The sequence below is a fragment of the Micromonospora sp. KC213 genome (assembly GCF_004348325.1).
In the GTDB taxonomy this organism is placed as follows: Bacteria; Actinomycetota; Actinomycetes; order Mycobacteriales; family Micromonosporaceae; genus Micromonospora.
This window is the reverse complement of sequence record NZ_SMKF01000008.1, coordinates 1-26,590: the sequence shown is the minus strand read 5'-3', so window position 1 is coordinate 26,590 and position 26,590 is coordinate 1. Positions and strand designations below refer to the sequence as shown.

25 protein-coding genes and 1 pseudogene are annotated in these 26,590 nt (G+C 71.6%); 20 read left to right on the top strand and 6 right to left on the bottom strand.

Features of this window, described 5'->3' with window-relative positions; all coding sequences use genetic code 11:
- Positions 1-4: 4 nt before the first annotated feature.
- From E1166_RS03860 to cydC, 10 genes are all read left to right on the top strand, one after another.
- A complete protein-coding gene (locus E1166_RS03860) occupies positions 5-481 on the top strand; it encodes a hypothetical protein (RefSeq protein WP_132335816.1) in 477 nt (158 codons plus the stop codon).
- A 138-nt stretch (positions 482-619) separates the two neighbouring features.
- Complete coding sequence (locus tag E1166_RS03855) at positions 620-973, top strand: hypothetical protein (protein WP_132335814.1); 354 nt, start codon at positions 620-622, stop codon at positions 971-973.
- Entirely contained in the window at positions 939-2,411 is a 1,473-nt protein-coding gene (locus E1166_RS03850; protein WP_207913993.1) for a HAMP domain-containing sensor histidine kinase, read from the top strand. Before E1166_RS03855 ends, E1166_RS03850 begins: the two co-directional genes overlap by 35 nt.
- Positions 2,408-3,067 carry a response regulator transcription factor gene (locus E1166_RS03845; RefSeq protein ID WP_132335812.1) on the top strand — a complete coding sequence of 220 codons (660 nt, stop codon included), beginning with the start codon at positions 2,408-2,410 and terminating at the stop codon, positions 3,065-3,067. The genes E1166_RS03850 and E1166_RS03845 overlap by 4 nt, the downstream gene beginning before the upstream one ends.
- A 178-nt stretch (positions 3,068-3,245) precedes the next feature.
- Positions 3,246-4,226 (top strand): ABC transporter substrate-binding protein, encoded by a 981-nt coding sequence (locus E1166_RS03840; protein WP_132335810.1) that lies wholly within the window; start codon positions 3,246-3,248, stop codon positions 4,224-4,226.
- Complete coding sequence (locus tag E1166_RS03835) at positions 4,223-5,227, top strand: iron chelate uptake ABC transporter family permease subunit (protein WP_207913992.1); 1,005 nt, start codon at positions 4,223-4,225, stop codon at positions 5,225-5,227. The genes E1166_RS03840 and E1166_RS03835 overlap by 4 nt, the downstream gene beginning before the upstream one ends.
- Positions 5,224-6,198 carry an iron chelate uptake ABC transporter family permease subunit gene (locus tag E1166_RS03830; protein ID WP_132335808.1) on the top strand — a complete coding sequence of 325 codons (975 nt, stop codon included), beginning with the start codon at positions 5,224-5,226 and terminating at the stop codon, positions 6,196-6,198. Before E1166_RS03835 ends, E1166_RS03830 begins: the two co-directional genes overlap by 4 nt.
- The gene (locus tag E1166_RS03825; RefSeq protein WP_132335806.1) at positions 6,195-6,992 is read left to right on the top strand and encodes an ABC transporter ATP-binding protein; all 798 of its coding nucleotides are present in this window, start codon (positions 6,195-6,197) and stop codon (positions 6,990-6,992) included. The genes E1166_RS03830 and E1166_RS03825 overlap by 4 nt, the downstream gene beginning before the upstream one ends.
- Positions 6,989-8,713: an ABC transporter ATP-binding protein gene (locus E1166_RS03820; RefSeq protein WP_132335804.1), complete on the top strand. Its 1,725-nt coding sequence runs from the start codon at positions 6,989-6,991 to the stop codon at positions 8,711-8,713. Before E1166_RS03825 ends, E1166_RS03820 begins: the two co-directional genes overlap by 4 nt.
- Positions 8,710-10,476, top strand: a complete 1,767-nt coding sequence (cydC, locus tag E1166_RS03815) for a thiol reductant ABC exporter subunit CydC (protein ID WP_132335802.1) — start codon at positions 8,710-8,712, stop codon at positions 10,474-10,476. Before E1166_RS03820 ends, cydC begins: the two co-directional genes overlap by 4 nt.
- A gap of 108 nt (positions 10,477-10,584) precedes the next feature.
- Here cydC and E1166_RS03810 read toward each other — a convergent pair whose 3' ends face one another.
- Together E1166_RS03810 and E1166_RS03805 are read right to left on the bottom strand one after the other, a co-directional pair.
- Positions 10,585-11,244 carry a response regulator transcription factor gene (locus E1166_RS03810; RefSeq protein WP_207913991.1) on the bottom strand — a complete coding sequence of 220 codons (660 nt, stop codon included), beginning with the start codon at positions 11,242-11,244 and terminating at the stop codon, positions 10,585-10,587.
- Entirely contained in the window at positions 11,234-12,475 is a 1,242-nt protein-coding gene (locus E1166_RS03805) for a sensor histidine kinase (RefSeq protein WP_132335800.1), read from the bottom strand. Before E1166_RS03805 ends, E1166_RS03810 begins: the two co-directional genes overlap by 11 nt.
- A 104-nt stretch (positions 12,476-12,579) precedes the next feature.
- Here E1166_RS03805 and E1166_RS03800 point away from each other — a divergent pair, with 104 nt between their 5' ends.
- Both E1166_RS03800 and E1166_RS03795 read left to right on the top strand, forming a co-directional pair.
- On the top strand, positions 12,580-13,338 hold the full coding sequence (locus E1166_RS03800; RefSeq protein ID WP_132335798.1) for an ABC transporter ATP-binding protein: 759 nt from the start codon (positions 12,580-12,582) through the stop codon (positions 13,336-13,338).
- Positions 13,335-15,881 (top strand): FtsX-like permease family protein, encoded by a 2,547-nt coding sequence (locus E1166_RS03795; protein WP_132335796.1) that lies wholly within the window; start codon positions 13,335-13,337, stop codon positions 15,879-15,881. The genes E1166_RS03800 and E1166_RS03795 overlap by 4 nt, the downstream gene beginning before the upstream one ends.
- A gap of 273 nt (positions 15,882-16,154) precedes the next feature.
- On the opposite strand, the gene E1166_RS31780 is transcribed toward E1166_RS03795, so the two are convergent.
- Together E1166_RS31780 and E1166_RS03785 are read right to left on the bottom strand one after the other, a co-directional pair.
- Positions 16,155-16,409, bottom strand: coding sequence for a hypothetical protein (locus tag E1166_RS31780; protein ID WP_243710135.1), 255 nt, complete (start codon positions 16,407-16,409; stop codon positions 16,155-16,157).
- 52 nt (positions 16,410-16,461) lie between these two features.
- Positions 16,462-17,692, bottom strand: a pseudogene (locus tag E1166_RS03785) (sensor histidine kinase).
- A gap of 275 nt (positions 17,693-17,967) precedes the next feature.
- Here E1166_RS03785 and E1166_RS03780 point away from each other — a divergent pair.
- Complete coding sequence (locus E1166_RS03780; protein ID WP_132335792.1) at positions 17,968-18,999, top strand: hypothetical protein; 1,032 nt, start codon at positions 17,968-17,970, stop codon at positions 18,997-18,999.
- Positions 19,000-19,294: 295 nt separating this feature from the next.
- On the opposite strand, the gene E1166_RS03775 is transcribed toward E1166_RS03780, so the two are convergent.
- Entirely contained in the window at positions 19,295-19,657 is a 363-nt protein-coding gene (locus tag E1166_RS03775) for a MerR family transcriptional regulator (RefSeq protein WP_243705971.1), read from the bottom strand.
- A gap of 16 nt (positions 19,658-19,673) precedes the next feature.
- Here E1166_RS03775 and E1166_RS03770 point away from each other — a divergent pair, with 16 nt between their 5' ends.
- The 6 genes from E1166_RS03770 to E1166_RS03745 all read left to right on the top strand — a co-directional run bounded on the left by E1166_RS03770 (position 19,674) and on the right by E1166_RS03745 (position 25,059).
- Positions 19,674-20,519 (top strand): aminotransferase class IV family protein, encoded by an 846-nt coding sequence (locus E1166_RS03770; RefSeq protein ID WP_243710134.1) that lies wholly within the window; start codon positions 19,674-19,676, stop codon positions 20,517-20,519.
- Positions 20,520-20,941: 422 nt separating this feature from the next.
- Positions 20,942-21,601 (top strand): LysE family translocator, encoded by a 660-nt coding sequence (locus tag E1166_RS03765; protein ID WP_132335790.1) that lies wholly within the window; start codon positions 20,942-20,944, stop codon positions 21,599-21,601.
- Positions 21,602-21,924: 323 nt separating this feature from the next.
- A complete protein-coding gene (locus E1166_RS03760; protein ID WP_207913990.1) occupies positions 21,925-22,650 on the top strand; it encodes a maleylpyruvate isomerase family mycothiol-dependent enzyme in 726 nt (241 codons plus the stop codon).
- 109 nt (positions 22,651-22,759) lie between these two features.
- The gene (locus tag E1166_RS03755; protein WP_243710133.1) at positions 22,760-23,368 is read left to right on the top strand and encodes an isochorismatase family protein; all 609 of its coding nucleotides are present in this window, start codon (positions 22,760-22,762) and stop codon (positions 23,366-23,368) included.
- 7 nt (positions 23,369-23,375) lie between these two features.
- Positions 23,376-24,290 (top strand): DJ-1/PfpI family protein, encoded by a 915-nt coding sequence (locus tag E1166_RS03750; protein ID WP_132335786.1) that lies wholly within the window; start codon positions 23,376-23,378, stop codon positions 24,288-24,290.
- A 190-nt stretch (positions 24,291-24,480) separates the two neighbouring features.
- Positions 24,481-25,059, top strand: a complete 579-nt coding sequence (locus E1166_RS03745; protein ID WP_132335784.1) for a PASTA domain-containing protein — start codon at positions 24,481-24,483, stop codon at positions 25,057-25,059.
- 156 nt (positions 25,060-25,215) lie between these two features.
- Here E1166_RS03745 and E1166_RS03740 read toward each other — a convergent pair whose 3' ends face one another.
- Positions 25,216-25,863, bottom strand: coding sequence for a TetR/AcrR family transcriptional regulator (locus tag E1166_RS03740; RefSeq protein ID WP_132335782.1), 648 nt, complete (start codon positions 25,861-25,863; stop codon positions 25,216-25,218).
- Between the two features lie 136 nt (positions 25,864-25,999).
- On the opposite strand from E1166_RS03740, the gene E1166_RS03735 reads away from it, so the two are divergent.
- Positions 26,000-26,389, top strand: coding sequence for a VOC family protein (locus E1166_RS03735; protein WP_132335780.1), 390 nt, complete (start codon positions 26,000-26,002; stop codon positions 26,387-26,389).
- Positions 26,390-26,590 lie beyond the last annotated feature (201 nt).

The following is a 26,590-nucleotide window of genomic DNA, read 5'->3' as shown; positions in this document are numbered from 1 at the left end:
CATCATGCGAATCACCCGACCGTGGCGGATCGCCGCAGCAGGTACCGGCGCCGCCGCGATCCTCGCCGGGCTGGGCGGCGCGGCCGTCGCCAGCGACCGGATCGACCTTCAGGACCAGGACAAGGTCAAGCCCATCGCCGTCCAGTACGACGATGTGGCCGGCTCGGACGACTCCGCGGGCTCGGTCGAGTCCGTCGACAGCCCGCACGCGTCCCCGTTCGATTCCGCCGACTCGCCCGCGGGCGCCGTGGACACGTCACCGGAGTCGGCGGACAGCCCGACCGCCTCCACCGCCGACTCGCCGAACCCGCCGGCCAAGCGTGCGGTCAGCGACAACTCGGCGGACTCGCCGAATCCGCGGCCGAAGAAGGCGCCGGCTGGTGCCGACTCGGCTGGTTCGCCAGCTTCGGCCGGTTCGCCAGCTTCGGCCGGTTCGCCAGCTTCGGCCGGTTCGCCAGCTTCGGCGGACTCCGCTGACTGACCATTCCGCATCTCGATCCCGCGGCCCGACCTCCCCGAGGTCGGGCCGCGCCCTGTACGGGCGTTCGCCAGCGTTCGATGAGAGTGTTCTCATCCGCCGCTCATGCTTGCCTTATCCGGAACGGGCAGCGTCACGGTCATGAGCGCGCAGCGGGTGGCCACCGGGCTCGGGCTTGCAGGCCTCGTTGGGCTGCTGGTCTGGGTGGGCTTGCCGGCGCTGGCTCCGCCACCAGCGGTTCCGGTGATCAACATTGTCGAACCGACCGGGGCACGGCCCGAGGACGCGGACGACAATGAGCAGGACCCGACCGGGCCAGCCACCGATGGAGGCGATGATGACGACGCCGGAGACGCCGACGATGGCGACGACAACGCCGACGGCAACGGTTCCGACGACGATGACGACGGCTCCGACGACGATGGCGGCTCCGACGACGATGGCGGCTCCGACGACGACGATGGCGGCTCCGACGACGGCGGAGACGACGACTGAGCCGCCGGCCAGCGCGCGATGGCGGGTCCGGCTGCGTCCCATGGTGGGGCTGCGGCTGCGTCTGCTCGGGTGGGCATTGGCCTTGCTGGCCGTCGCCTCGATGTCGACGGTGGTGGTGATCCGGCAGGTGCTGCTCAACCAATTGGAGAACCGGATCACCACGGACATGCAGCAGGAGGTGACCGAGTTCCGCCGCCTCGTCGGCGGGCAGGACCCGGCCACCGGCCGGCCGTTCGGCACCAACCTGCGCGCGATCGCCGACACCTACCTGCTGCGCAACGAGCCGCAGGACGGGGAGGCCGTGCTGATCTTCGTGGATGGCCGGTTCTACCAGGGCACTGCGGACGCGCCGCATGATCTGGTCACCGACCCCACGCTGGTGGCCCGCTGGACCGCTCTCACCGACAGCCTCTACGGGCAGGTCTCGGATACGCCGGCCGGCTCCGCGCGATGGCTCGCGGTGCCGGTGACGATCGACGGCGCGGTTCGTGGCCACGTCGTCGTGGCCGAGTTCGGCGCCGAGCGGCGGGCCGAGATCGATCGGGCGGTCCACCTGATCGTCCTGGTGTGCCTGCTCGTCCTGGTCATGGTGGCTGCGGGCGGCTACCTGGCCATGGGCCGGGCGATACGGCCGCTACGCACGGTCACCGAAACCGCCCGGCAGATCGAGGAGACGGACCTGTCCCGGCGCATCCCGGTGTCGGGCAGCGACGAGGTCGCCGATTTGGCCCGCACGTTCAACGCGATGGTGGGCCGGTTGGACCGGGCGTTCGCCGCGCAGCGGGCGTTCCTGTCCGACGCCGGACACGAGCTGCGAACGCCGATCACGATCGTGCGCGGCCACCTGGAGCTGATGGGTGAGGATCCGGCCGAGCGGGCGGACACGGTCGCGCTGGTCGTCGACGAGCTGGACCGGATGAAGCGGCTCGTCGACGACCTGCTGATGCTCGCCAAGGCAGAGCAGCCGGATTTCCTGCAGCCGGGCCGGGTGGAAATCGCCGAACTCGTCCACGACGTATACGTCAAGGCCGTCGCCCTCGGCGACCGGCAGTGGCGTCTCGGTCGCGTCGAGGAGGTCGTGGTCTGGGGCGATCGGCAGCGGCTCACCCAGGCGCTGACGCAGCTGTGCCAGAACGCGGTTCAGTTCACCGGGCCGGGCGACGTGATCGAGTTGTCCAGCACCGCTGCCCACGGACGGGTCGTGATCTCGGTGCGGGACACCGGTGCCGGGGTCGCCCCGGAAGACCGGCAGCGCATCTTCGAGCGCTTCGTGCGTACCGAACACGGGCGGCAGCGGGCCGAGGGTGCCGGCCTCGGCCTGGCCATCGTGGCCGCGATCGCGCACGCCCATCACGGCGCGGTGGCCGTCGAGAGCATCCCCGGTGCCGGCTCCACCTTCAGCCTGGCCCTACCCGACCAAGGAGGGTCGCGCCCGTGAATCGCATCTTGATTGCCGAGGACGAGCCACGCATCGCCTCGTTTCTCACCAAAGGGCTGCGGTCCGCCGGCTACATGACCACCGTGGTGGACAACGGTGTCGATGCCGCCGCCTGCGCCCGCAGCGGCGACTTCGACCTGCTCATCCTCGACCTCGGCCTGCCGGGCCAGGACGGGCTCGCGGCCCTGGCGCAGCTTCGCGCCCGCGGCGAACGCCTCGCGGTGATCGTGCTGACCGCCCGCGACGCCGTACCCGATCGGGTCACGGGCCTCGACCTGGGCGCCGATGACTACCTGACCAAGCCGTTCTCCTTCGAGGAACTCCTCGCCCGGATCCGGGCCAGGCTACGCGAGCCCGGTCGCGACACCCCGACCACCCTGTGCGCCGGAAAGGTCACCCTGGACCTCGTACGGCGCACTGCCACCGTCGACGGACGGCAGGTCGAGCTGACCGCCCGCGAGTTCCTGCTCGCCGAGACCCTCATGCGCCACCCCGGGCAGGTTCTCAGCCGGGAGCAGTTGCTGGACCGCGTATGGGGGCTCGCCCATGACCCGGGCTCCAACGTCGTCGACGTCTACATCGGCTACCTGCGCCGCAAGCTCACTCCCGACCTGATCAACACGGTCCGCGGCATCGGCTACCGGCTCGCCACCTGACCCCCGAGGAAAGACCGGGGTGTCAATCACCAGGCAGCACTGCGACCTGGTGCCGCAGCACGAACACCTCGGCCTCGGCGCGCCGACCGCAACGGTCAGGATCATGTGAACGGTCTTGCCCACATGCAATGAGAACCATTATCGTTTCGCGGTCCATCCGCTATCGGAAGTACAGGCCGTGACACGTCATCGCAACGCCCTCACCGCTCTCCTCGTCGCCGCAGCCGTCCTGACCGGCTGTGGCAGCGCCGACCCCGCTCCCGCCACCACGCCGAACGTCCCTTCCGCGCCGCCCGTCGAGACGGTCGCGCACCGGCTCAGCATCACCGACGTCCGGGGCACCACCGTCACGCTCAAGGCGAAGCCGGAGCGGATCGTGTGCCTCACGGGGTTGTGCGACGACGCCCTGGTCGAACTCGGCCTCACTCCGGCGGCGACGACCACGCCCAAGCTCATCGGCCGCCCCGACTACCTCGGTGCCGCCGGCGCGGCGGTGCCGACGCTGCCCGGCACCTTCGGCAACGAGGACGTCGCGTCGATCGCCACCACGCGTGCCGATCTGGTCATCGGCCTCGCCGGCGTACACGACCAGCTGCGGCCCGCGGTCGAGAAGTTCGCGCCGCTGTGGCTGGTCAGCGTCAAGACCTACGAGGACTCGGTGCGCTACCTGCGCGACATCGCCACGCTCACCGACCGGGGCGCGCAGCAGGCGAGTGCCGAACAGAAGTTCCGGGACCGGCTCGCCGCCGCCCGGGCCGCCGCCGACCAGCGCGGCCTGCGGAAGACGACCGCGCTGGCGATGTACGGCGGCACGTCGATCGGCGTGAACACCTCCGACGACCTGCTCGGCCACCTGCTGGCGCAAGTCTTCGACTACCCGTGGCCGAGTAAAGGGGGCGGCTTCGACACCGCCCAGGCGTACAGCGTGGAGGAGATTCTGACGCGCGACCCGGACATCGTGTTCATCCAGTCGTTCACCTTCGGACCGGACGCCAAGACGGTCACCGCCCAGTACGCCGAGAACCCGGTGTGGAAGCGGATCACCGCCGTCCGTGAGGGCCGCGCCCACGAGGTGTCGTCGGAGCTGTGGGCCTCCGGCCGGGGCACCCGGGCGTTGGGGTTGATCCTCGATGAGGCGGTTGCCAAGGCCACGGCGTGACGGCACCGACATCGGCCGCCGACGGCACGGTCGGGGCGCCGCTCACGCCGCCCCGGACGGCTCGTCGGTGGCCGGCGGCGGTCGCGTTGCCGATCACCCTGGCAACGGCGATCCTGCTGACCCTCGCTCTTGCCCTGCCCGCCGACGCCGAGGTCGCCCAGGTGGTCCTCTGGGAACTCCGGACGCCCCGACTGCTGCTGGCGCTGCTCGGCGGGGCGGCCGTCGGCGTGGCTGGGCTACTGATGCAGGCCGCGCTGCGCAACCCGCTGGCCGTACCCGAGTTGCTCGGGGTCTCCACCGGCGGCGCGCTCGCCGCCGCCGTGGTGGTGGTCTGGGCACTCCCGGTTCCGGCGGCGGCGCAGCCCGTGGTAGCCCTGGCAGGGGCCCTCGGCGGCGGCGCGCTCTGCCTGGCCGCGGCCGGGACCGGCCGTGGTCCCGGTGCGGTCCTGCTCATCGGCGCGGCGATGTCCACGGCGTTGCAGGCGGTGCTGCTGGCGGTGATGGCCGCCGCCGACCGCCTGCAGTACGACACGCTCTTCCGCTACCTGGTGGGCAGCCTCACCGGCATCACCTGGGACCACGCGCGGCTCACCCTGCCGTGGCTACTGCTGTGCGGGCCGCTGGTCCTGGCGGTCCTGCCCGCGCTCGGCGTGCTGCGCCTCGGCGACGAGGCCGCCACCGCGCTCGGGTTGCACGTCGGGCGGGCGCGCGTCGCGGTGCTCGGGCTCGCCGCCGTCCTGGTCGCCGTCGTCGTCGGCCCGTGTGGTCCGATCGCCTGGATCGGGTTCGTCGCCCCGCACGTGGCCCGGCGGGTACGCCCGGACGCCGACGCCCGGGCCCTGCTGCCCTGGGCGGCGGCGTTCGGCGCGCTGTTCACCACCGTCGCCGACCTGGCCGCCCGACACGCGTTCGCGCCGGCCGAGACTCCGCTGGGTGCGTGGACGGCCGCCATCGGCATCCTCTCCGGCCTGGTGCTGCTCCGCCGCCGGGGTACGTCGTGAGGTGGTGGTGGGCGGTCGCGGCGCTGGTCGTCGCTGTCGCCGCCGAACTCGCCGTCGGGCGGGGCGTCGACTGGCCGCAGCTGGATCCGTTGGAGCAGCGGATCCTCGTCGAACTGCGGCTGCCCCGGCTGGCCACCGCGCTGCTCGCCGGCGGCGGGCTCGGCGCGGCCGGGCTGCTGCTGCAGGCGGTGCTGCGTAACCCGCTCGCCGCGCCGGAGTTGGCCGGGGTCAACCCCGGTGCGGTGCTGGGCGTGCTCGGCGGTATCCAGCTCGGCCTGGTTCCGGCGGACTCGGCGGCCGGGGCGCTCGTGGCGGCGCTGCTCGGCGGGGCCGCCGGCGGCTCGCTGATGTGGCTGCTGGCCCGCGATGGCACCCCGGCCCAGATCGCGACGTACGGGCTGCTCGGCTCGGCCGCGCTGGCCGGGATCACCACGCTGCTGCTCGCGTACCAGCCGGGCCGGTTCGGCAACGCGCTGCGCTGGCTCGTCGGCTCGGTGGACGGGCGGGTCTGGGCGCACGTGTCCGTCGCCTGGCCGTGGCTGGCCACGGCGCTGCTGCTGGCCTGGCTCTGCTCCGCCGTGCTGGGCATGCTCGCGGCCGGTGACGGGCACGCCGCCGCGCTCGGGCTCTCGCCCCGGCCGGCGCGTGCCCTGGGTCTGGCCCTGTCGGTGGCGCTGGCCGCCGGCGCGGTGGCCCTGGCCGGCGCGCTGGCCTTCGTCGGGCTCGTCGTCCCGCACGTCGCCCGCGCCCTGTGCGGGGCCGACCTGCGCCGTGCGCTGCCGGCCGCCGCCCTGCTCGGCGCCACCATGGTCGTCGGCGCGGACGCGGTGGCCCAGGTGCTGACCCTGCTGGTGCAGTCCGGGTCGGCCGGGCAGCGGCTCGCGGTGCCCGCCGGTGCGGTCACCGCCCTGCTCGGGGCGGTGGCGCTGGTCGTCGTCGCCCGCCGCTCCCCACACGTGGAGGTGTCGTGACCGAACCGGTCTTCACCGTCGAGCAGGCCCGCTACCGCTACCGCGAGCGGGTGGTGCTCGACGGGGTGTCGCTGACCGTCCGGGCTGGTGAGTCCGTCGCGCTCGTCGGGCGCAACGGCTGCGGCAAGTCCACCCTGCTGCGGCTGCTCACCGGCGCCGACCGGCCCGAGAGCGGCCGGGTGCTGCTGCACGGCCGCCCCGCGTACGCGCAGCGGCGGCGGGACGTCGCCCGGCAGGTGGCGGTCCTGCACCAGCAGTTGCCGCCGGTGCCCGGGCTGACCGTCCGACAGCTCGTCGCGCAGGGCCGCTACCCGCACCGGGGCCCGCTGGGCATGCTGTGGCGGCCCGAGGACGCCGAGGCGTCCGCGGCGCTCGCCGCGACCGGTGTCACCGGGCTGGCCGACCGGCAGGTCGACACGCTCAGCGGCGGAGAGCGGCAGCGGGTCCGGCTCGCGCTCGCGCTGGCCCAAGGAACCCCGGTGCTGCTGCTCGACGAGCCGACCACCTTCCTCGACGTCCGCCACCAGTTGGAGGTGCTGTCGCTGGTGCGCCGGCTGCACACCGAGCGGGGCCTGACCGTGGTGACGGTGCTCCACGAGCTGGACCACGCCGCCCGCTTCACCGACCGCGTGGTGGCGCTGGCCGGCGGCCGGGTACGCGCCGACGGGCCGCCGGGCGACGTGGTGACGCCGGCGCTGCTCGCCGACGTGTTCGGCGTACGCGGGCGGGTGTTCGCCGACGCGCACACCGCGACGGTGCGCGCGTTGGCCGACGAGCCGCTGGAGGAGGGGTGATCGTCCACCGGGAACTGATCCGGCTGGCCGGTGCCGTCACCGGACCGGTCGTCGGATGCGCGGCGCTCGGCATGGCCGTGTCGGCCGCGTACGTCGGTCAGGCGCTGCTGGTCGCCGGCGCGCTGGCGGCGACGGCCCGGCGTGACCTCGCCGCCGCTACCGGTCTACTGGTCGGGGCGCTCGGGGTGATCCTGGTGCGGGCGGCGCTGCTCTGGTGCCGGGAGGTCGCCGGCGCGGCCGCCGGCGCCCGGATCCGGGCGCGGTTGCGTGACCGGCTGGTTGCCCGGCTCGCCGAACTGGGACCGGCCTGGCTCGCCGGATCCCGCACCGGCCGCACCCAGGCCACCCTCGTCGACGGCGTGGAGGGGTTGGACGCCTACTACCGCCGCTACCTACCCCAGGTGCTGGTCACGGTCACCGTACCGACCGCACTGGTGGCCTGGCTCGCCACCGTGCAGCCGGTCGCCGCCGGGCTGCTCGGCACGGCCGTGGTGCTGGTACTGACCGTCCCCCGCATCTGGGACGCCACCCTGCTACGCCGTGGACGCGGCCGGTGGGCGGCGTTCACCGCGCTCGCCGCCGACTTCCTCGACACCCTCCAGGGCGCGGCGACGCTGCGCGCCTTCGGCGCGGTCGGCCGGATGCGGGACGGGATCCAGGCGCGTACGCACGACCTGCACACCACCACGATGGCGCAGCTGCGCCTGTCCCTGATCGAGAGCGGGATCAGCGCCCTGCTGATCCAGGCCGGTCTCGCCGCCGCGGCCGTGGCGGCGGCGGTCGCCGCGTACGCCGGGCGGGCCGACGCGGCTGCCGTGTTCCTGGTGCTGCTCGTCTCGGTGGAGTGCTTCCGGCCGGTACGCGACCTGGGCGCGCACTGGCACGCCGGCTACCTCGGCGTCACCGCGGTCGACGGCCTGACCGAACTGCTCCGCACGCCGCCCACCGTCCTGCACCGCGGACACGTCGACCGCCGGTTCGACCACGGTCCGGCCGTGGTCTTCGACGCGGTCAGCCACCGCTACCCCGGCCGGCCCGAGCCGGCGCTGCGGGAGGTGAACCTCCGGCTCGCTCCCGGCGAGACCGTCGCGGTGGTCGGCCGCTCCGGCGCCGGCAAGTCGACCCTGGCCAACCTGCTGCTGCGGCACCTGGACCCGGCCACCGGTCGGATCACCGTGGACGGGATGGACCTGCGCGACCTCACCGCGCAGACGCTGCGCCGCACGGTGACCGTGGTGGCGCAGGAGACGTACCTGTTCCACGGCTCCGTGGCCGACAACCTGCGGTTGGCCTGCCCGGACGCCACCGACGCCGACCTGGTGGCCGCCGCGCGGGCCGCCGGCGCGCACGAGTTCATCGAGGCGCTGCCGCTCGGGTACGCCAGCCCGGTCGGCGAACGCGGCACGTCCCTCTCCGGCGGGCAGCGGCAACGCCTGGCCATCGCCCGGGCCCTGCTCGCCGACACACCGGTGCTCATCCTCGACGAGGCCACCTCGAGCGTGGACGGCCGGCAGGAGGCCGCGATCCTGGAGGCGCTCGCCACGGCCGCTCGGGGCAGGACCTGCCTGGTGATCGCCCACCGGCTCAGCGCCGTGCGGCACGCCGACCGGATCGTGCTGCTGGGCCGCGGCCGGGTCGTTGCCGAGGGCCGCCACGAGGACCTGCTGGCCTCGTGCCCCGAGTACGCCGACCTGGTCGCCGCTCAGGAGGTGTCCGGATGACCGCGCCGGACCGGCCGACGGCGACGAGACGACCCGGTGCGCTGCGCCGGCTGCTGCCGGCGATCGCCGGGCATCCCCGCGCGTTCCGGGGCACCCTGACGGCGAACCTCCTCGGGCAGCTCGGCGGGCTGACCACGGCGGTACTCGGCGCCGCCCTGGTGGGGCGGGCCGTGGCGGGTGTCCCCACGCCGGTCGGTGTGGTCACGGCACTCCTCGGCGCGCTGGTCGCGATCGTCACCGTGGCGACCTGGTGGGAGATGTACGTCTCCCACGACCTCACCTACCGCATCCTCGCCGACCTGCGCACCCGGGTGTACGACGCGATCACCCGGATCGCCCCGGGCGGTCTCGGCGGACGTCGCTCCGGCGACCTGGCCACCGTCGCGCTGTCCGACATCGAGACGCTGGAGTGGCTGTTCGCGCACACCATCGCGCAACTGCTCACCGCCACCGTGGTCCTCGGCGTCGGCACAGCCCTGGCGGCCTGGATCGACCCCTGGCTGCCCGCTGTGGTGCTGCCCGCCGCGGCTCTGATCACGGTGACCCCCTGGCTGCTGCGCCGGCACGCCGACCGGCATGGCGCCCAGGTCCGCGCCGCCACCGCGGAGCTGACCGCCGACATCGTCGACACGGTGCACGGCCTACGCGAGCTGACCGTCTTCGGGGCGCTGGAGCGGCGCCGCGCACACCTCGCCGCCCGTACCCGACAGCTCGGGCGGACCCAACGGCGCAACGCCGCCCGCGCGGGCCTGGAAACCGCGCTGATCGACGCGCTGGTCGCCGCCGCCGGGGTCAGCGCGGTGCTGGTGGTCCTCGACGGCGTCCGCGCCGGGCGGCTCGACGTCGCCGCCGGCCCGGTGGCGCTGGTCCTCGCCGGCGCGATCCTCGGCCCGGCCAGCCAGGTGGCCCTGCTGCTCAAGGAAGCCGGCACCCTGCGCGCCGCGGCCGACCGGGTCGACGCCCTGCTTCAGGCGCCCTCCCCCGTCCCGGCACCGGCCCGGCCGGTACCCGCACCCGCTGACGGCGAGGTGATCTTCGACGACGTGCACTTCGGGTACCTGCCGGACCGACCGGTGCTGCGCGGCGTCTCGTTCACCCTCCGGCCCGGTGAGACGGTCGCCCTGGTGGGCGCCTCCGGGGTGGGCAAGTCCACCTGCGCGCACCTGCTGCTTCGCTACCACGACCCGGGCGCCGGGCGGATCACCGTCGGCGGGGTGGACCTGCGGGACCTCGACGACGCCGATCTGCGGCGCACGGTCACCGTGGTGCCGCAGGACGTCCACCTGTTCCCCGGCTCGGTCGCCGACAACATCCGGCTGGGCCGGCCGGACGCCACCGACGCCGAGGTTCGCGCCGCCGCCGAAGCCGCCCAACTCACACCGTTCCTCGACGCGCTACCGGCCGGTCTCGACACGCCGACCGGCGAGCGGGGAGCAGCACTGTCCGGCGGTCAGCGGGCGCGGGTCGCCGTCGCCCGGGCCCTGCTCACCCGGGCACCGGTGCTCGTCCTCGACGAGGCCGCCGCCAACCTCGACGCCGCCACCGAGGCCGACTTGGCAGTCGCCTTGGAGTCCACCGGAGACCGCCGGACCACCCTGGTGATCGCCCACCGCCTCTCCACCATCATGCGCGCCGACCGGGTCATCATCCTCGACGGCGGGCGGGTCGTCGCCGACGACGCACCTGAGCGGTTGCGCGGGCGGGGAGCACTCGCCGCTGCGGTCCGAGGTGACGCGGCCACGGCCGCCGGAGGACCCGCGTGACCCACCTGGCGACGTCGTCCGCCCCGGGGCGGTCATACTGCGCGACGTGCCACAGGTTCCCGCCGTACCGTCCTGCCCGGAAACACCGGCGGTGACGGTGTGGGTCCGTCAGCCGCGCAGGTAGGCCAGCACCGCCCGGACTCGGCGGTGGTCGTCCTCGTCGGGGTGCAGGTCCAGCTTGATGAGCACGCTGCCGATGTGTTTGGCCACCGCCGTCTCGGTGATGAACAGGGCCCGCGCGATTGCTGCGTTCGACCGGCCCTCTGCCACCAGGCTGAGGACCTCACGCTCCCGGGGGGTGAGCCGGGTCAGCGGGTCCCGGCGCCGGCAGAGCATCTGGCGTACGACCTCGGTGTCAACCACCGTGTGGCCCTCGGCGACACGGTCGATCGCCTCGATGAACTCGACTGCCTCCCCGATGCGATCCTTGAGCAGGTAGCCGATGCCCGCGGTGCCGGGACGGGCGGATTCCAGCAGTTCGGCCGCGTACGTCTGCTCGACGTACTGACTGACCACGAGAATCGGCAGCATGGGGTCGTCCTGACGCAGCCGCAACGCGGCCTGCAACCCCTCGTCGGTGAAGGTCGGCGGCATCCGTACGTCGGTGACCACCACGTCCGGCCGGTGCTCGCGCACCGCCGCGACGAGAGCGTCGGCGTCACCGACGGCGGTCGCAACCCGGTGCCCGAACCGGGCGATCAGGCTCATGATTCCCTCCCGGGTGAGCACGTCGTCCTCCGCGACGATCACCCGCCGCTCACGCGGCATCGGACACCGCCGGGGCGAACTCCGCCTGCACCACGGTCGGCCCGCCTGGCGGACTCGACAGCGACACCTTCCCTCCGACGGCCGCCACCCGGTCGGCCAGTCCGGCGAGCCCGGTTCCGGCCTGCGGGTCTGCGCCGCCTACCCCGTTGTCGCTGATGCGCAGTATCAGCCGGTCATCGTCCAGGTCCGCCGTGACACCGGCCCGACCCGCCCGGCTGTGCCGGGCGACGTTGGTCAACGCTTCGCCGACCACGAAGTACGCGGTGACCTCGATGGCCGGCGGAAGTCGGCCGGGCAGCCGGACGTCGACGTCGACCGGCACCGGCGAGCGCCCGGCGAGGTCGTGCAGTGCTGCGCCAAGCCCGCGGTCGGTGAGTACCTGGGGGTGCACACCGCGGATCAGCTCACGCAGTTCGCTCAGTGCCCGCCGGGCCAACTCGTGTGCCTTGACCAGCGGGTCATGCCCGGGTGACCCGGCCGGTACCTCCAGGCGGGCGAGCCCGAGATACACGTTCAAGGCCACGAGCCGCTGCTGTGCCCCGTCGTGCAGGTCGCGCTCGATGCGGCGGCGCTCCACCTCGAACGCATCCACCAGCCGCGCCCTCGACCGGGTCACCTCGATGAGCCGGTCACCGAGCCGGTCCGACTCGCGAGGCCCGAGCAGCGCCCGCGCCATCGCAGCCCGGGCACCGGCCCAGGCCGTCACCACGTACGGGGCCGCGGCCAGTAGGCCCACGGCCATCCCCACCGATACCAGAGTCGCCAAGGGTCGGTTGTCCTGCTCGTGCAACGGGCTCAGCACGGCGGCTACCGGATAGCCCACCGCGCATGCCAGCACCACCGCGTCCAGCCAACACAAGACGCCGATCGAGATGCCGACGAAGCCGATCTCGCGCCAGGTGGCCTGCTCGCGAAGCCGTGCCCGCAACGCGTGCCGCCAGCCTCGCGGCGGTAGCGGCCGATGGGCGTCTGGCACCGGCACGCTGTCGACGAGACGCAACCGCCACCGCTCCAGCCTGCCGAAGACGATCCCGCCCGCCGCGAGCGTCGACACCGTCGCGAGCAGCACCGGAACCGGGTCCTCGATGCCGTACCGCATCAGCAGGACAATCGCCGGCGCGCCGGGCAGCGCGCCACCGACCAGGTAGAGCGCCGATCGCCAGGGCCACGAGCTGCGCACCAGCCGTGTCGGCGGCAGCGACAGCGCATCCAGCGCGGTGCGGATCGGCATGTCGGCCCACGCTACCGCAGCGCGGCCGGCGGCGCGGTATAGCTGGGTACACCTTCTGGCCCCCCGCTGGAGACAGTGTGGGCGGCGCGTACGGCCGCTTGGCTATGGGCGTGACCACAACCAACGAACCGGCCGTGCGGGCCGACAATGTGTGGAAGGTGTACGGCAGCGGCGCCGCCGAGGTGACCGCGCTACGTGACGTGAGCGTGGCACTCGCGGGCGGCCGGTTCACCGCCGTGATGGGCCCCTCCGGGTCCGGCAAGTCCACGCTGATGCACTGTCTGGCCGGCCTCGACACGGTGACCCGTGGCGAGACCCGCATCGGCGCCACCCGGGTCACCGGGCTACACGACGCCGCGCTGACCCGTCTGCGACGCGAGCAGATCGGGTTCATCTTCCAGCAGTTCAACCTGCTGCCCACGCTCACCGCCCGGGAGAACATCCTGCTCCCGCTCGCGATCGCCGGTCGCAGACCCGAGCCGGGGTGGTTCGACACGGTGGTCGACAGGGTCGGCCTCCGCGACCGTCTCGGTCACCGGCCCGACCAGCTCTCCGGCGGCCAGCAACAGCGGGTCGCCTGCGCCCGTGCCCTGATCACCCGACCCCAGGTGGTGTTCGCAGACGAGCCCACCGGCAACCTCGACTCCCGATCCGGCGCCGATGTGCTCAACTTCCTCAGCCGGTCGGTCCGCGAGTTCGGCCAAACGATCGTGATGGTCACCCACGACCCCACCGCCGCCGCATACGCCGACCGGGTGATCTTTCTCGCCGACGGCACGGTCGTCGAGGACCTCGCAGCCCCGACCGCTGACGCCGTACTCGAGACGATGAAGCGTCTGGACACCCAGGGTGCGGCCCGGTGATCCGGGCGGCCCTCGCCGGCCTGCGCTCGCGCCGGCTCCGGATGCTGTTGTCTGCGCTGGCCATCGTGCTCGGCGTGGCCTTCATGTCGGCGGCGCTCGTGGTCACCGACACCCTCGGCCGGTCGCTCCGCGACCTGTACGCCGGCCTGCACGAGGACACCCAGGTTCAGGTGACGGCGAGGCAGGTGCTGCCCGGAATCGGCGAGGACTCGGCCACCACACCGGTACCGGCCGCCCTGGTTCGGCGGGTCGCCGCCGTGACGGGCGTGGCCACAGCGACCGGCGTGGTCAGCGAGGACGGCGCCCGGCTCGTCGGGGCCGACGGCAAGGTGATCGGAACCAGCTTCAACCGGCCGCGACTGGGCACGAACTGGACCGGCGAGCGAGGGTCGATCCGGTTGCGGGCGGGCCGCGCACCCACGGCGCCGAACGAGATCGCCATCAACGCGGCACTTGCCCGGGCCGCCCGTATGCAGGTCGGCGACCGGGCGGCCGTGCTCACCCAACGACCGAAGCAGATGTTCACCGTGGTCGGCATCGTCGGTTACCGCGGAGACCGGGACAGTGTGGGCGGCGCCCACCAGATCGCCTTCCACGAGTCGGTAGCAGCCGAACTCATGCTGGGCCGGCCCGGCGTGTACTCCGCGGTGGACGTCCGCGCCGCCCCCGGCGTCACCCCCGCCGTCCTGCGGGATCGACTCCGCGGCGCCCTGGGTGACGACGTCGTCGTGCGCACCGGCGACGAGCTGCGCGCGACCCAGTCCGAGTCGGCGCGGGAGGACCTCGCCACCATCACCCTGATCCTGCTGGCTGTCGGCGGGATCGCCCTGTTCGTCGGCGTCTTCCTGATCCTCAACACTTTCTCGATGGTCATCGCGCAGCGCACCCGGGAACTCGCGCTGCTGCGCGCTCTGGGCGCCCACCGCCGACAGGTGATCGGCTCAGTGGTGGTAGAGGCGGTACTGGTCGGACTCGTCGCATCGGCGGCCGGTGCCGCGTTCGGCGTGGGCATCGCCGTGCTGCTGCCCCGGCTGGCCGGCAACACCGCTGTCGGCGACCTGGGCCTGAGCGTGGCGACCGTCCCGCCAGCGGCGGTACTCACCTCCGTTGCGCTCGGCCTGGCGGTCACCGTGGTTGCCGCATTCGGACCGGCGCTGCGCGCGTCCCGCGTACCACCGGTGGCCGCGCTGCGCGCCATCTCAGCCGTCGACCGTCCACTCACGAGGCTGACCGTGACCGGCGCGGTGATCGGTGCCGTCGGCGTTGCCCTGCTCGTCATCGCGTTCGCCGACGGCACCGACGACATCCCGCTGGGCACCGTCCTCGGCGGCGTCCTGGCGAGCTTCGTCGGCGCGGCGCTGCTGACCCCGCTCATCGCGCGGCCCGCGGTGAACCTGATCGGCCGACTGTTCGCCTGGTCGCCGCCCGGACGGCTGGGACGGCTCAACGCCGGCCGCAACCCGCGTCGTACCGCGAGCACCGCGGCGGCGCTGATGGTCGGCATCGCGCTGGTCACCGCGGTGAACGTCGTGCTCACCTCGGCCACCGCGAGCTTCCACGGCACGGCGGCCGACTACTACCGAGCCGACCTCATCCTCACCGAGCCCACGAGCACCGGTCGCCCGCAGACTTTCGATCCGGCCATCCTCGACCGGATCCGGGCACTGCCTGGCGTCGCCGCCGCCACCGGCGTCTACGACGACCTGGCACTGACCGCCCGTGGTCGCACCAGCATCATCGCGGTCGACGACATCCCCGCGTGGTGGTCGACGGTCAAGGTCGAACACGTGGCCGGCTCCCTCGGCCCACTCGCACCCGACGAGGTCGTCGCGGACGCCGACACCGCTGCCGACCTCGACCTGCAAATCGGCTCCCCGGTGACAATCACCTTCGCCAGTGGCCGCAGCCGCACCTTCACCCTGGTCGGCACCTACCGCAGCGACTGGTCGGGCGGCTGGCTCATGCCCGCCTCGGTGGTGCCGGACCTGTCACGGCAGCAGCCTTCCACCGGGCTGGTGCGGTTGGCCGCTGGCGCGTCCGACGCCGACGTACGCGCTCAGGTGACATCGCTGCTGGCGGACAGTCCCGAAACCGTGGTCACCGATCCGGCCGGTTTCGTTGACATCGCCACCGGCGTCTTCCGCACCGTCCTGGCGTTGCTGCAGGTGCTGCTCGGCGTCGCCATGCTGATCGCAGCGCTCGGCGTGGTCAACACACTGGCCCTGTCGGTGCTCGAACGCACCCGGGAACTCGGCCTGCTGCGCGCGGTGGGTCTCAGCCGCGGACAGACGGTGCAGCTGGTCACCGCGGAGGCGGTGGCAATCTCCATCTTCGGCGCGCTGCTCGGGGTCGTCGTCGGCACGGGACTCGGCGCTGCGGTGGCGCGGGCGCTGCGCGCCGACGGCATCACCGAGCTGGCGCTGCCGTGGACCTTCCTCGCCGCCTACCTCGCATCTGGCGTGGTGATCGGCGTGCTGGCCGCGACGCTACCGGCCGTCCGGGCTGCCCGCACGGACGTCCTGCGGGCCATCGCGCAGGAATGACCGGCGCGGCCGGGACAATCCGGCTGCATTCGCGGCTGGAGCCGACCCGAGTTCCGGTACGAGAACGCGGAGTAGCGTGGTCGTCGTCGGCCGGCTGCCCGGCCGCCAGCTCCACGGGTGGGCGCGCCCGGCGCTGGTGCGCGACGGAACGCTGCGGCAACCGTCACAAACTCCCGGCTCCTCTGCGCCCGGCGCCCGGTACGCCCGGGCGGGGCGGCCGGCGTCAGGAAGGGGCCCCTGCTTCGCCGAGAGCATTGCCGGGGCCCCTCCTTCTCAATCCGCGCCCAGGGACGCCACGATCGGGCGGGCGAGGGCACGGCGGGCCGGCAGAACGGACGCGGCCAGCGCCGCGACCGCCAGGACCAGCCCGAGCCGTCCCGGGCCCATGATGGCGGTGAACCGGCCAGCGACGAAGTCGAGGTCGACGCCGTCGAGGGCGACGACCCGGGCCTGGCCGGCGCCGTACGCGTCGGCGCCGTTGATGGCCTCGCCGACCACGGTCAGGTCGGGCTGGGAGCCCAGCACCATCCGGAACCCGCGCGCACCAGCGCCTGGTCGTCCACGATCACCACGCGGACCGTCATGCCGCCACCTCCGTCGCCGTGCTCGACGGTAGCGGCAGCCGCGCCTCGACCTGCCACCCCCCGGCCGTCCTCGGGCCGAAGGTGAGGCTGCCGTCGTACACCGTCACCCGCTCGCGCATGCCGATCAGGCCGTGGCCGCTGGACGGCGCGGGGCGCAGCACCGGCCGGCCGCGCCCGTCGTCGACGGCTCGGACCACGACGGCGTCGGCGGTGTGGGCGAGACTCAGCGCGACGGTCGCGCCGGCCCCGGCGTGCTTGAGGGCATTTGGTCAGCGCCTCCTGCATCACCCGGTACACGGTCAGCTCCAGCCCCGGCGGCAGGACCGGCGGCTCGCCGGTGACCGTCGCGTCGATGCGCAGCCCGGCGGTACGGAACCGGTCCAGCAGCTCGGGCAGCTCCACCAGCGCGGGCCGCCGGTGCGCCGGCTCAGCTGACAGCCCCGCGGGCCCCGCCCCGTCCGGCCCGGCCGCCGGTTCGGGGCCGCTTGTCTCCCGCAACACTCCCACCAGGCGGCGCATCTCCTCCAGCGCCTGCCGGCCGGTGTCGGCGACCACCCGCACCGCCTCCCGAGCGGTCTGCGGATCCCGGTCGAACAGGTAGCGGGCCCCGTCGGCCTGCACGATCATCACAGCCATGCTGTGCGCCACCACGTCGTGCAGCTCGCGGGCGATGCGGGTGCGTTCCTGGGCCACCGCCGCGCGGGACTCGGCCTCCCGCTCCCGTTCCAGCGTCGCGGCGCGTTCCTCCAGGCTGAACACGTAGAGCCGGCGGGTGCGAACGTTCAGCCCCATCAGCCAGACCGCGCCGGTGACCAGCGCGAACCAGATCGCCGAGGCCCACCAGGCCACGGCGTTCTCGACCTGGAGCGCGGCCAGCACCACGCCGACGGCGGCGACGGCACCGGCGACGATGCCGTCGCGCAGCCGGTCGGCGTACTTCACCACGCTGTACAGGGCGATCAGCACGGCCACGTCGAAAGCCAACGGTCCCCAGCTGGCAGCCACCTGGACTCCGGCGAGCACGGCGACCACCGCCGTCACCGCTGAGGGGTGGGTACGCCGGAACAGCAGGGTCGCGGCCATCGCCGCCCCGACCCCGGTGGCCCACCAGCCGCCAGGCGGTTTGAGCGCCCCGGACAGGCCGACCAGCACCACGAGGCCGGAGACCGCCACGTCGAAGGCCACGCTGCGCAGCGGCCGGCCGAACAGGGTCTGCCTCACGGCCACCCAGCGTACGGGCCGGCGGCGATCGCGCGGGCGGGGCGGCGGTTGGGTGTACAGGAGGCGGGTCCACCGTCTTTGATACCTGTCGACGCCTGATTCTCATATTCACGTTCCGCTGCATCCGGGAATTGCTACCTCCCCGGCAAATACGGACGCCTTTTGAGCAATCGACAGTTTCGACCGTTTTATTTACGGCAGCCTCTGCCATACAGTTGTCAAGCCGGGTCACCGGAACAATTCTCTGTCACCCGACCCACCACCTGTCGAAAGGAATCGGCATGAAAATCGCGCTGGCACGTCCACGCCCGCGGCGTACGGCCCGCCTGCTGTTCGGCGTCCTGATGACCGCCGCGCTGGCGTTCTCCGTGGGCGGCACCGCCACAGCGGCGATCGACAAGGGCGGCATGGCCGTGAACAACCGCACCGACGTCTACATCAAGGACATCTCGTCGGACACGGGATTCGAACCGCACGGCGCCATCTACTCCTCGTTCTTCAACAGCCCGGACATCAAGATCTGCCCCACCGCGATCGAGTGCGCCGCGCACACGAACCCGGTCATCGGATCGACGAGCCACATTTTCGTGAACCTGCGGAACAACGGCCCGTACGGTTCCGGAATCAGCAACGGAACGTTGAAGGCGTACTACACCACCTCCGGTGGCGGCGCGAACTGGCCGATCCACTGGACGCCGATCGGCTCGAAGAGCCTGCCGGTCGCGCCCGGGGTCACCACGACGTCGATCGCGTGGCCGAACGTGCCCTCCCTCGGGCACTTCTGCCTGCTGCTGCGCTGGGAGTCGGCGACCGACCCGATGCTGTTCGAGGGTACCGCGACCTCCATCAACACGCAGTACAACAACAACATCGCCTGGAAGAACGCCAACACCGTATCGGCGGTCGGCGGCGTGGTCAGCGACCGGCCGTTCGCTCTGGCGAACGCCCTGGCCGAGCCGGCCCCGTTCGACCTCGCGTTCCGGCCGCTCGGCGAGCCGGTCCCGGGGGCCAAGATCGTCGCCGACCTCGGGCCGGAGCTGTTCGAGCGCTGGCGGGCCGCCGGTGGGCAGGGTGAGGGCGTCCAGGTGGTCGGCAGGACCTCCGTGCAGGTCGTCGACCCGTACAAGGCGCAGATCAAGGGCCTGCTGATCAAGCCGGAGGAGCGGCCCGTGGTGAAGCTGAGCTTCTCCACCGGTGAGACGCTGCAGAAGGCGTACACCCTCCAGGTCGTCCAGGTCGGCCCGGCGCGCAGGCTCGGCGAGAGCTTCGACGTCGGCGGGGTGGACTACACCTTCGAGCCGGGCCGGCGCTGACCGAGGGGCACGGTGGGCCGGATGCCGGGATCGCCCCGGTCGCCGGCCCACCGGCACGACCGCTGACCGGCAGGCGGTACCGGCGGCTCCGCGCCTGTGACGCTGCGCAGGTGGATCTCGCCCGGGCGCAGACCGTAGGTCACCGACCAGCGGTTGTGGCCCTGCCGGACGCCGACAAGGCCGGCACGCGCACTCGCCGGCTCCTCACCCGCCCTGGCCGCGTCGCGCACCTGGCCGCTGCCGCCGTGGGCAGCGCCTGGAGGGTGCCCGGTCCTGGCCGACTCGAGCAGCCGCGTCAGGACTGCGTCGGTGAGGTGGCGTTGGTGAGGAGATCGGTGAGGGCGTCCCTGGCGTTGTGGAGGGTGGAGATTCTGCCGTCCAAGCGACGAAGCTGTTGCTGCAGTGTCGGCGCCGCACAGTGCTCCAGTTCCGGGCCGGGGCCTTGGACGCAGGGCAGTACGTCACGGATGACGTTGGTCGGTAATCCTGCGGCGAGTAGGGCTCGGATGTGACCGACCACGACGGGGGCATCGGCGTCATAGCGACGGTGACCGCCGTTGACCCGGTGGGAGGTGAGCAGTCCCTGCTCCTCGTAGTAGCGCAGCAGTCGGGGGCTCACGCCGGTCAGTCGCGCCAGGTCTCCGACCCGCATCGTCATGTGATCTCCGCCATCTGTGCTTGAATCTCACATTGGTGTCAGGTTCTACGTTACTGGCATGTCTTCGTTTGTTGTGCACCGTAATGGTCGGGCGGCGACCGCCGAAGAGCTTGCACCGCTTGCCTTCGCGGGCTACGCCCACTTCACCGCCATGCAGGTACGTGGGGGCGGGGTCCGCGGTATCGACCTGCACTTGGAGCGGTTGCGGCGGGCGTCGGTCGAGTTGTTCGGTCAGGCGTTGCCGGACGACCGGGTGCGGACCCATCTGCGAGCGGCGTCGGAGGCCGGTCCCGCCGACATGTCGTTGCTGGCGACGGTGTACTCGCCGGCGGGCGAATTCACCGTGGCTGGGCCCGGTGTCGAGCCGCAGGTACTGGTCCGCACAGGACCGGCCGCGTCCGGCCCGCAGGGCCCGCTGGCTCTCGCGGCCGTCGAGCACGAACGGTTCTTCTCGGCCGTGAAGCACGTCGGTGAGCCGGCCAAGACGTACCTCCTTCGCCAGGCCGCGGGAGAGGGGTTCGACGACGTCGCCTTCGTCGACCGCCAGGGTCGGCTCAGCGAGGGATCGATCTGGAACCTGGCGTTCTGGGACGGCACCACCGTGGTGTGGCCCGAAGCCGGCATGCTGAGCGGGACCACAATGGGCATCGTCCGCCGGCAGCTGGAACAGCTCGGCGTTTCCCAACGCGTCCAGAAAGTCACCCCTGCCGACCTGCCGGCACTCGCCGGAGCGGTGGTCATGAACTCATGGACGCCCGGCGTGGCAGTACACCGGATCGGCGCAGTAACCCTGCCTGATGCGCCGTCCTTCGTCGAGTTGCTTCATCGCGCCTACCAGGCCGAGCCGCTCATCACCTTATGAGAGCCACACCCCGCGTCTCCGCAGGCTACCCCGGCAACCGCTGCGACTCTGTCTCGCCCAGCCGGAAGGAGATCATTCGCGCCGGGACAGCTGCGTCAGACAGAAAACGGTGTTCAGCTTCGGCGGAGGTGACGTTCGCTCAGCAGTTGGTGGCGCGGGCCAAGGCCGGCGGATGTCGTTGGTCGGGCCGGTTGGGCTGCTGGCGGGGATCACTGAAGGGACGAGCAGGGGTTTGCGGTGCGTACCGACATTGTCTGGTGGACCTGTCCACGTCCGGCCAGACCGTCAAGTCCATGTGCGACTACCCGCGGGACGAACCGGTCGCCGCGCTCCCCGAGCACGGTCGTCGTCGCTGCAGCCCCGGGTCCGACCCTTGTAGGTAAGCAGTTGAACGGGCTATCGGGTGCTGACACGATCGGCTGATGGATCTTCTCGCATTGCTACCCGCGTTCGTGATCGCTGTGCTGCTCATCTCGGCGTCGCCGGGGCCGGCAATGATCTTGATCTTCCGGCAGGCGGCGTTTCGCGGGTGGCGGGCGGCTGTGCCCACGGTCCTGGGACTCGAAGCGGGCCTGTACGTGTGGGCACTGGCTGCCGGTGCCGGCTTGGCCGCTCTCGTGGCAGCTTCCGAGGTGGCGTTCGTCGTGCTTCGCGTTGTCGGTGCGGTGTTCCTGGTCTACCTCGGCATCAAGACCTGGCGCACGGTGTGGCGCAGCCGCACCCACCGGGGGGTTGAACAGTCAGACGCAGAAGCCCTGATCACGCCGTCGGTGAGCCGACGGGGGTGGTGGCGGGCCTTCGGCGAAGGAACAGTGGTGATGCTCGCCAACCCCAAGGCCGCTTTTTTCATGATCGCGTTCTATCCGCAGTTCATTCCGGCACATCGTTCACTGTTTGCCACCACCGCGCTGCTGGCCGTGGTGCAGGTGCTCGTCGAGACGGCGTTCTACCTCACCTTGGCCGCTGTTGCGGGCCGCACCGGAGCCTGGTTCCGCCGACCACGGATCCGGCGTCGCGTCGACGCGATCAGCGGAGCCGTGCTGGTCGCGTTGGGGCTACGCCTGGCCATGACCACGCGCTGAACTCGTTCTGCACGGCCAGACCGACGGTCACCGGCAGCGCCGACAAACTCCGACGGCCACGTGGAGAGCCCTTCCTCGTGTTCTTCGGCGAGGTGGCGGCGGACGATCGTCCAGGTGTCGTCCGCCGCGGCGGACAGCTCTACCGGCGGCCGGCGTTCGCCCGCACGCCCGTGGCGCGGGACACGGCAACTGCTGGACGAGCGGACGGTGTGCCGGCTCAGCGCGGAACCCCTCGAGGAACTCGCGACGCTGACCCCCGGCTGTCGTGAAACCAGACCGCTGCCTCGTAGAAAGGGCACCTCATGCAGCCTCCTGTCGCAGCAGTGATCGAAGCCCACGGCGCGTTGGAGAAGCTCGTCGCGGGACTAACCGACCGCCAGGTCGCCGAAGCGTCCGCCCTTCCGGGCTGGTCGCGCGGCCACGTACTCGCGCACCTCACCGACAACGCGAGGATGTTCGCCCGTCTCGCGGAGCACGCCCTGCGCGGTGACCTCGTCGCGAGCTACGACGGTGGAACGGACGAGCGCAATGCGATCATCGATGCCACCGCGAGCCGCAGCGCCGCCGAGCACCGCGCCGAACTCGCCCGACGCACGGCCCAGCTGGAGGCAGCATGGGCACGCGCCGGCGATGAGGACTGGAAAAGGCCGGTCACGTTCCGCAATGCGGACCTCGCCGCGACGGTCTGGGCACGCTGGCGCGAGGTGTGGATCCACATGCTCGACCTGGATCTCGGCGTGCGGCCGGACGACTGGCCCGAGGAACTGGCGTGCCATGCCGTCGACTTCCTTCTCTGCCGACTTCCGGCAGGGACGTGCGTGCGCGCGGAGGATGTGCGCCACCAGTGGTCCGTCGACAACGCGCCGGGCACGGTGGTCACCGGGCGGGTGCGCGACCTGGCGGCCTGGCTGGCTGGACGGACGCCCGCCATCTCACCGGCGGCAGCGGAGGGACTGCCTGCTCTCGGGCCCTGGCCTGCCCATCCACCGCAGCGGCTGATCCCAGATGTACGGGCACCCGTGGAGCCGAACTCAGACATACAGACATGATCGTGGAGCTCCGCCGTGTCCTCGTCGCGATCCAACTGGCCTGAGCCACCGCCTGACATAACCGCGAAAGTCAAGACCAGCACTCGACGTGTCACAATCGGCCCACTGGTTGACCAGCTCATGCCTACACGTCTCGCGCCATCACACGAATCCTTGGGCCATGAAGAACGCACTTGTCATCATCGACGTGCAGGAGTCTTTCCAGCACCTTGCGGACTGGCACCTCGTCTCCGAGCCGAACATCGTCGGCAAGGTCAACCATCTCGCGGGCTGGGCGCGGTCACGGGGCGACTACATCGTCTGGATCCTCGGCTCGCGACCGGGCACGGGCACGGTGTTCGATCCCGAGCAGGGATTCGTACGCCTGATGGACGGTCTCGACCGGCGTGACAACGAACCGCTGCTCGTCAAGAACTCACACAACGCTTTCACCACGACGAGCCTGCACCAGCACCTCACCCAGCGCGGTATCCGCGGGTTGACCATCTGTGGCATCAAGACCGAGCAGTGCTGCGAGACCACCGCCCGCATTGGTTCCGACCTGGGATTCGACGTGACGTTCGCCATTGACGCCACCGCGACCTGCCCGATTCCCCACCCGGAAGGCGACGGCTCACTCAGCGTTCGGCAGATTCGGCAGCGCACCGAGTATGTGCTCAGTGGGCGTTTCGCCGCCGTCCGTACGGTGGCGGACCTGACCGGCACCAGCGGAGGCTGACGACACGATGCCCAAGGTCGTGTTCCTCCTGGTCCCGGACGTGCATCTGCTCGAGATCGCCGCCCCCGCGCAAGTGTTCTCCGTGGCTGCGGACATCGGACTTGCGTACACCCTGTCCTATGTCTCAGAGCAGCCCACAGTGGCGACGGTGCAGGGAGTGGCGCTCACCGCGGACACGCAGTGGCCGGACCTCGACCGCAAAGACCTGCTGATCGTGCCAGGATGGCGTGGTCCTACCCGGATGATCGACACCGCCACCACAGAGCGCCTGCGGGCGCACCATGCGGCCGGCGGCACGGTCGCCAGCGTGTGCGCAGGAGCGGATACGCTTGGCCGAGCGGGTCTGCTCGATGGCCGTCGTTGTACAACGCACCACACGATCCAGGAGGAACTGGCCCGAAGATACCCAGCTGCGACGGTCGTGCGGGACGTCTTGTACGTCTCCGACGACCGAGTGGTCACATGCGCTGGCGCGGCCAGCGCCACGGACCTCGCACTGCACCTGCTGAGCGCGCGTCATGGCGCCAGCACCGCCTCCACCGTGGCCCGCACTCTGGTCGCTCATTCGTGGCGGGACGGAACCGACGACCAGGTAAGCCCGGTGCTGCGCTACCGGTCGCACCTCGACGAAGCCGTCCACCGCGTGCAGAACCTGATTGACAACCGGTTCGCCGAGCGGCTTCCGCTTCGCGTGTTGGCCGCCGAGGCCGGATGCAGCCCACGGACGGTCACACGCCAGTTCCAGCAGGCCACCGGCATCACACCGCTGGCCTACCAGCAGAGCCTGCGCGTGCAACGAGCCGAACACCTGATGCAACGCGGTGCCACCGCCGAAGCCGCCGCCCGCCAAGTCGGCTTCGTCGACGGAAGAATGCTGCGGCGTCTTCGCAGCCGGGCGACACAGCGGGACGACAACAGATGACACCGCGTTAACGCCGGCCTGCCGCTTCGGCTCGGATCTGCGTCGCCGAGCGGCTTGTCGGACACCGCATCGCTCGGGCGTTCCAGCAGCCGCCGACCAGTCGGCTACCTGACCAATGCCGGAACACGGGCCGTTCTCACGAGCCGAACAGCCCCTGACAGCCGTCAGTACCTGCCGCCATACTCCGTCGGTGACCTACCAGCAACCGAACGACAACAGCGCTCCACAACCGCCATACCAGCCGCCGCCAACGCCCCGCCGGAAGCTCGGCACTCCCGCCATCATCGGCATCGCCGTCGGGGCGCTGATGCTCGCGTGCTGCGGCATCACCGGCGTCGCGGCGATCATCGGCGGCGGCACGCCAGATACGGCCGCGTCACCGCCAGCGGCGGCAGCGAAGGTAGAGGCCAGTTCACCGGCCGCGCCCCCGACCACAACCCCGGCCGAGCCCTCACCCACGACGACTGCCTCCGCCCTACCCAAGCCGGCGCCGACGACGGCTGCCGCGCCCCCACCGTCGCCCGCACCGACCGTCCCTGCCGCCCCGCAGAAAATCACGATGCCGGACATCAAAGGGCTGAACGCGGCCGTCGCCGACGACAAGCTCCGCAAACTCGGCTTCACGAACATCCAGTACGGCAGTCAGGACGAGAAAGACAAGGTCGTCTTGCTGCTGGTGAACTGGACGGTCACGAAGCAGTCCTCGAAGGCGGGCGCGAAACTCGCCGCAGATGACCTGATCGTGATCACCTGCACCAAGCAGATCTGACGGCCCCGCCGAGGGAACGCCCCGCACCTGAGCGCAGCGCGGGGCGTCCAGGGCAGGGTTGCTGATCGTGCCGGTGACACCGCCGATGATCGCCGCGGTGGTGCAGCAGGCGCGCTGGTGAAGGGTCGGTATCGGGGCGAGGTGTGGATGTGCCTGTCAGTCGGTGCCGTAGCTGGACAGGGCGGGTTCCAGCAGGTTGAAGGCTTCGGCGGCTTCGGCGGCGATGGTGTGGGCGATCTGGTCGTTGGGGTGTCCAGCGAGGGTGAGGGTTTGGATGCGGTGAAACAGCACACGGTGGACGGCGCTCAGCAGGCCGGCTGCGGTCTGGACGGTGATGTCGTCGGGGTGGGCACCGGTCGCCTCGGCCAGGGCTCGGGCCAGGTGGTGTTCACGCTGGTCGTGCAGACCGCGTAGGCAGGCACTCAGGGTCGGACTGTCGGCGATCATTCGGGCGAATTGCTGGCCGGAGAACCCGGCGACGGGGTCCTGGGCGGCCACGGCGTCGGCGAACGCGCGGCGCAGTGCGGCCAACGCCGACTCTCCTTGGCGCCGAGCGGTGACGGCGGCGGCCAGGGAGACGGCAAACTGCTCCTGGTGGTCCAGGGCCAGGTCTTCCTTGCGGGGAAAGTAGTTGGTGACGGTCTTCTTGGCCACGCGGGCGGCTGCGGCGATCTCGGCGATGGTCGTCTGCTCGAACCCCTGCGCGATGAACAGCCGGGTCGCGTGGTCGGAGATCAGCTGCCGAGTCTCCTGCTTCTTAATCTCGCGTAGCCCGGTGGTCGCGGCGGGTGTGGGGATGGCCATGGAGGCAATCTTACCCTCATGGCATCTTTATGTTGACACGCTTCGAGGCTCTGGCTATAATTACGTCCGTTGCAAGTTTGCCACGGACCGATCCGCCGCCACGCTGCCGACCCGCTCAACCGCATCAAGGAGACTCGTGCAGTTCACCGCCTCCACCGTGTCGCTGACCGTTGACGACGTCACCGCCTCCCAGGAGTTCTTCGCCGCCCACCTGGGCTACACCGTCCAGCAGGCCGCCGACGGCTTCGCGTCGCTGACCCGCCCCGACGCGGTCGATATCGTCCTGCTCGCCCGAGGCATCCCGGTCCTGCCGCCCGAACAACGCGACCAGCGCGCCAGTGGCCTGATCCTGGCCTTCACCCTCGCCAGCGGCCTTGAAGAACAGGAGAAGCGGCTGCGCGACGCCGGTGTCGAGATCACCATGCCACTGCGCCAGGAACCCTGGGGTGAACGCCTGTTCCAGGTTACCGACCCCAACAAAGTGATCATCCAGTTCGTCGAGTGGGCCACCCCGCACAGCGCCTGACATTTCCCCGCGCTCACCCAGGCCGGCGCCCGGCCACGAACATCAGAAAGAGAGCCACCTGTTGCGCAAGCTGGTGTACTACATCGCCACCACCCTCGACGGTTTCATCGCCGGTCCAGACGGCGCCGACCCCACCGGCCCGGACGGCTTTTGGCCCCTGCCCGCCGACTACATCCGGCACATCGCGACCCACTACCCGGA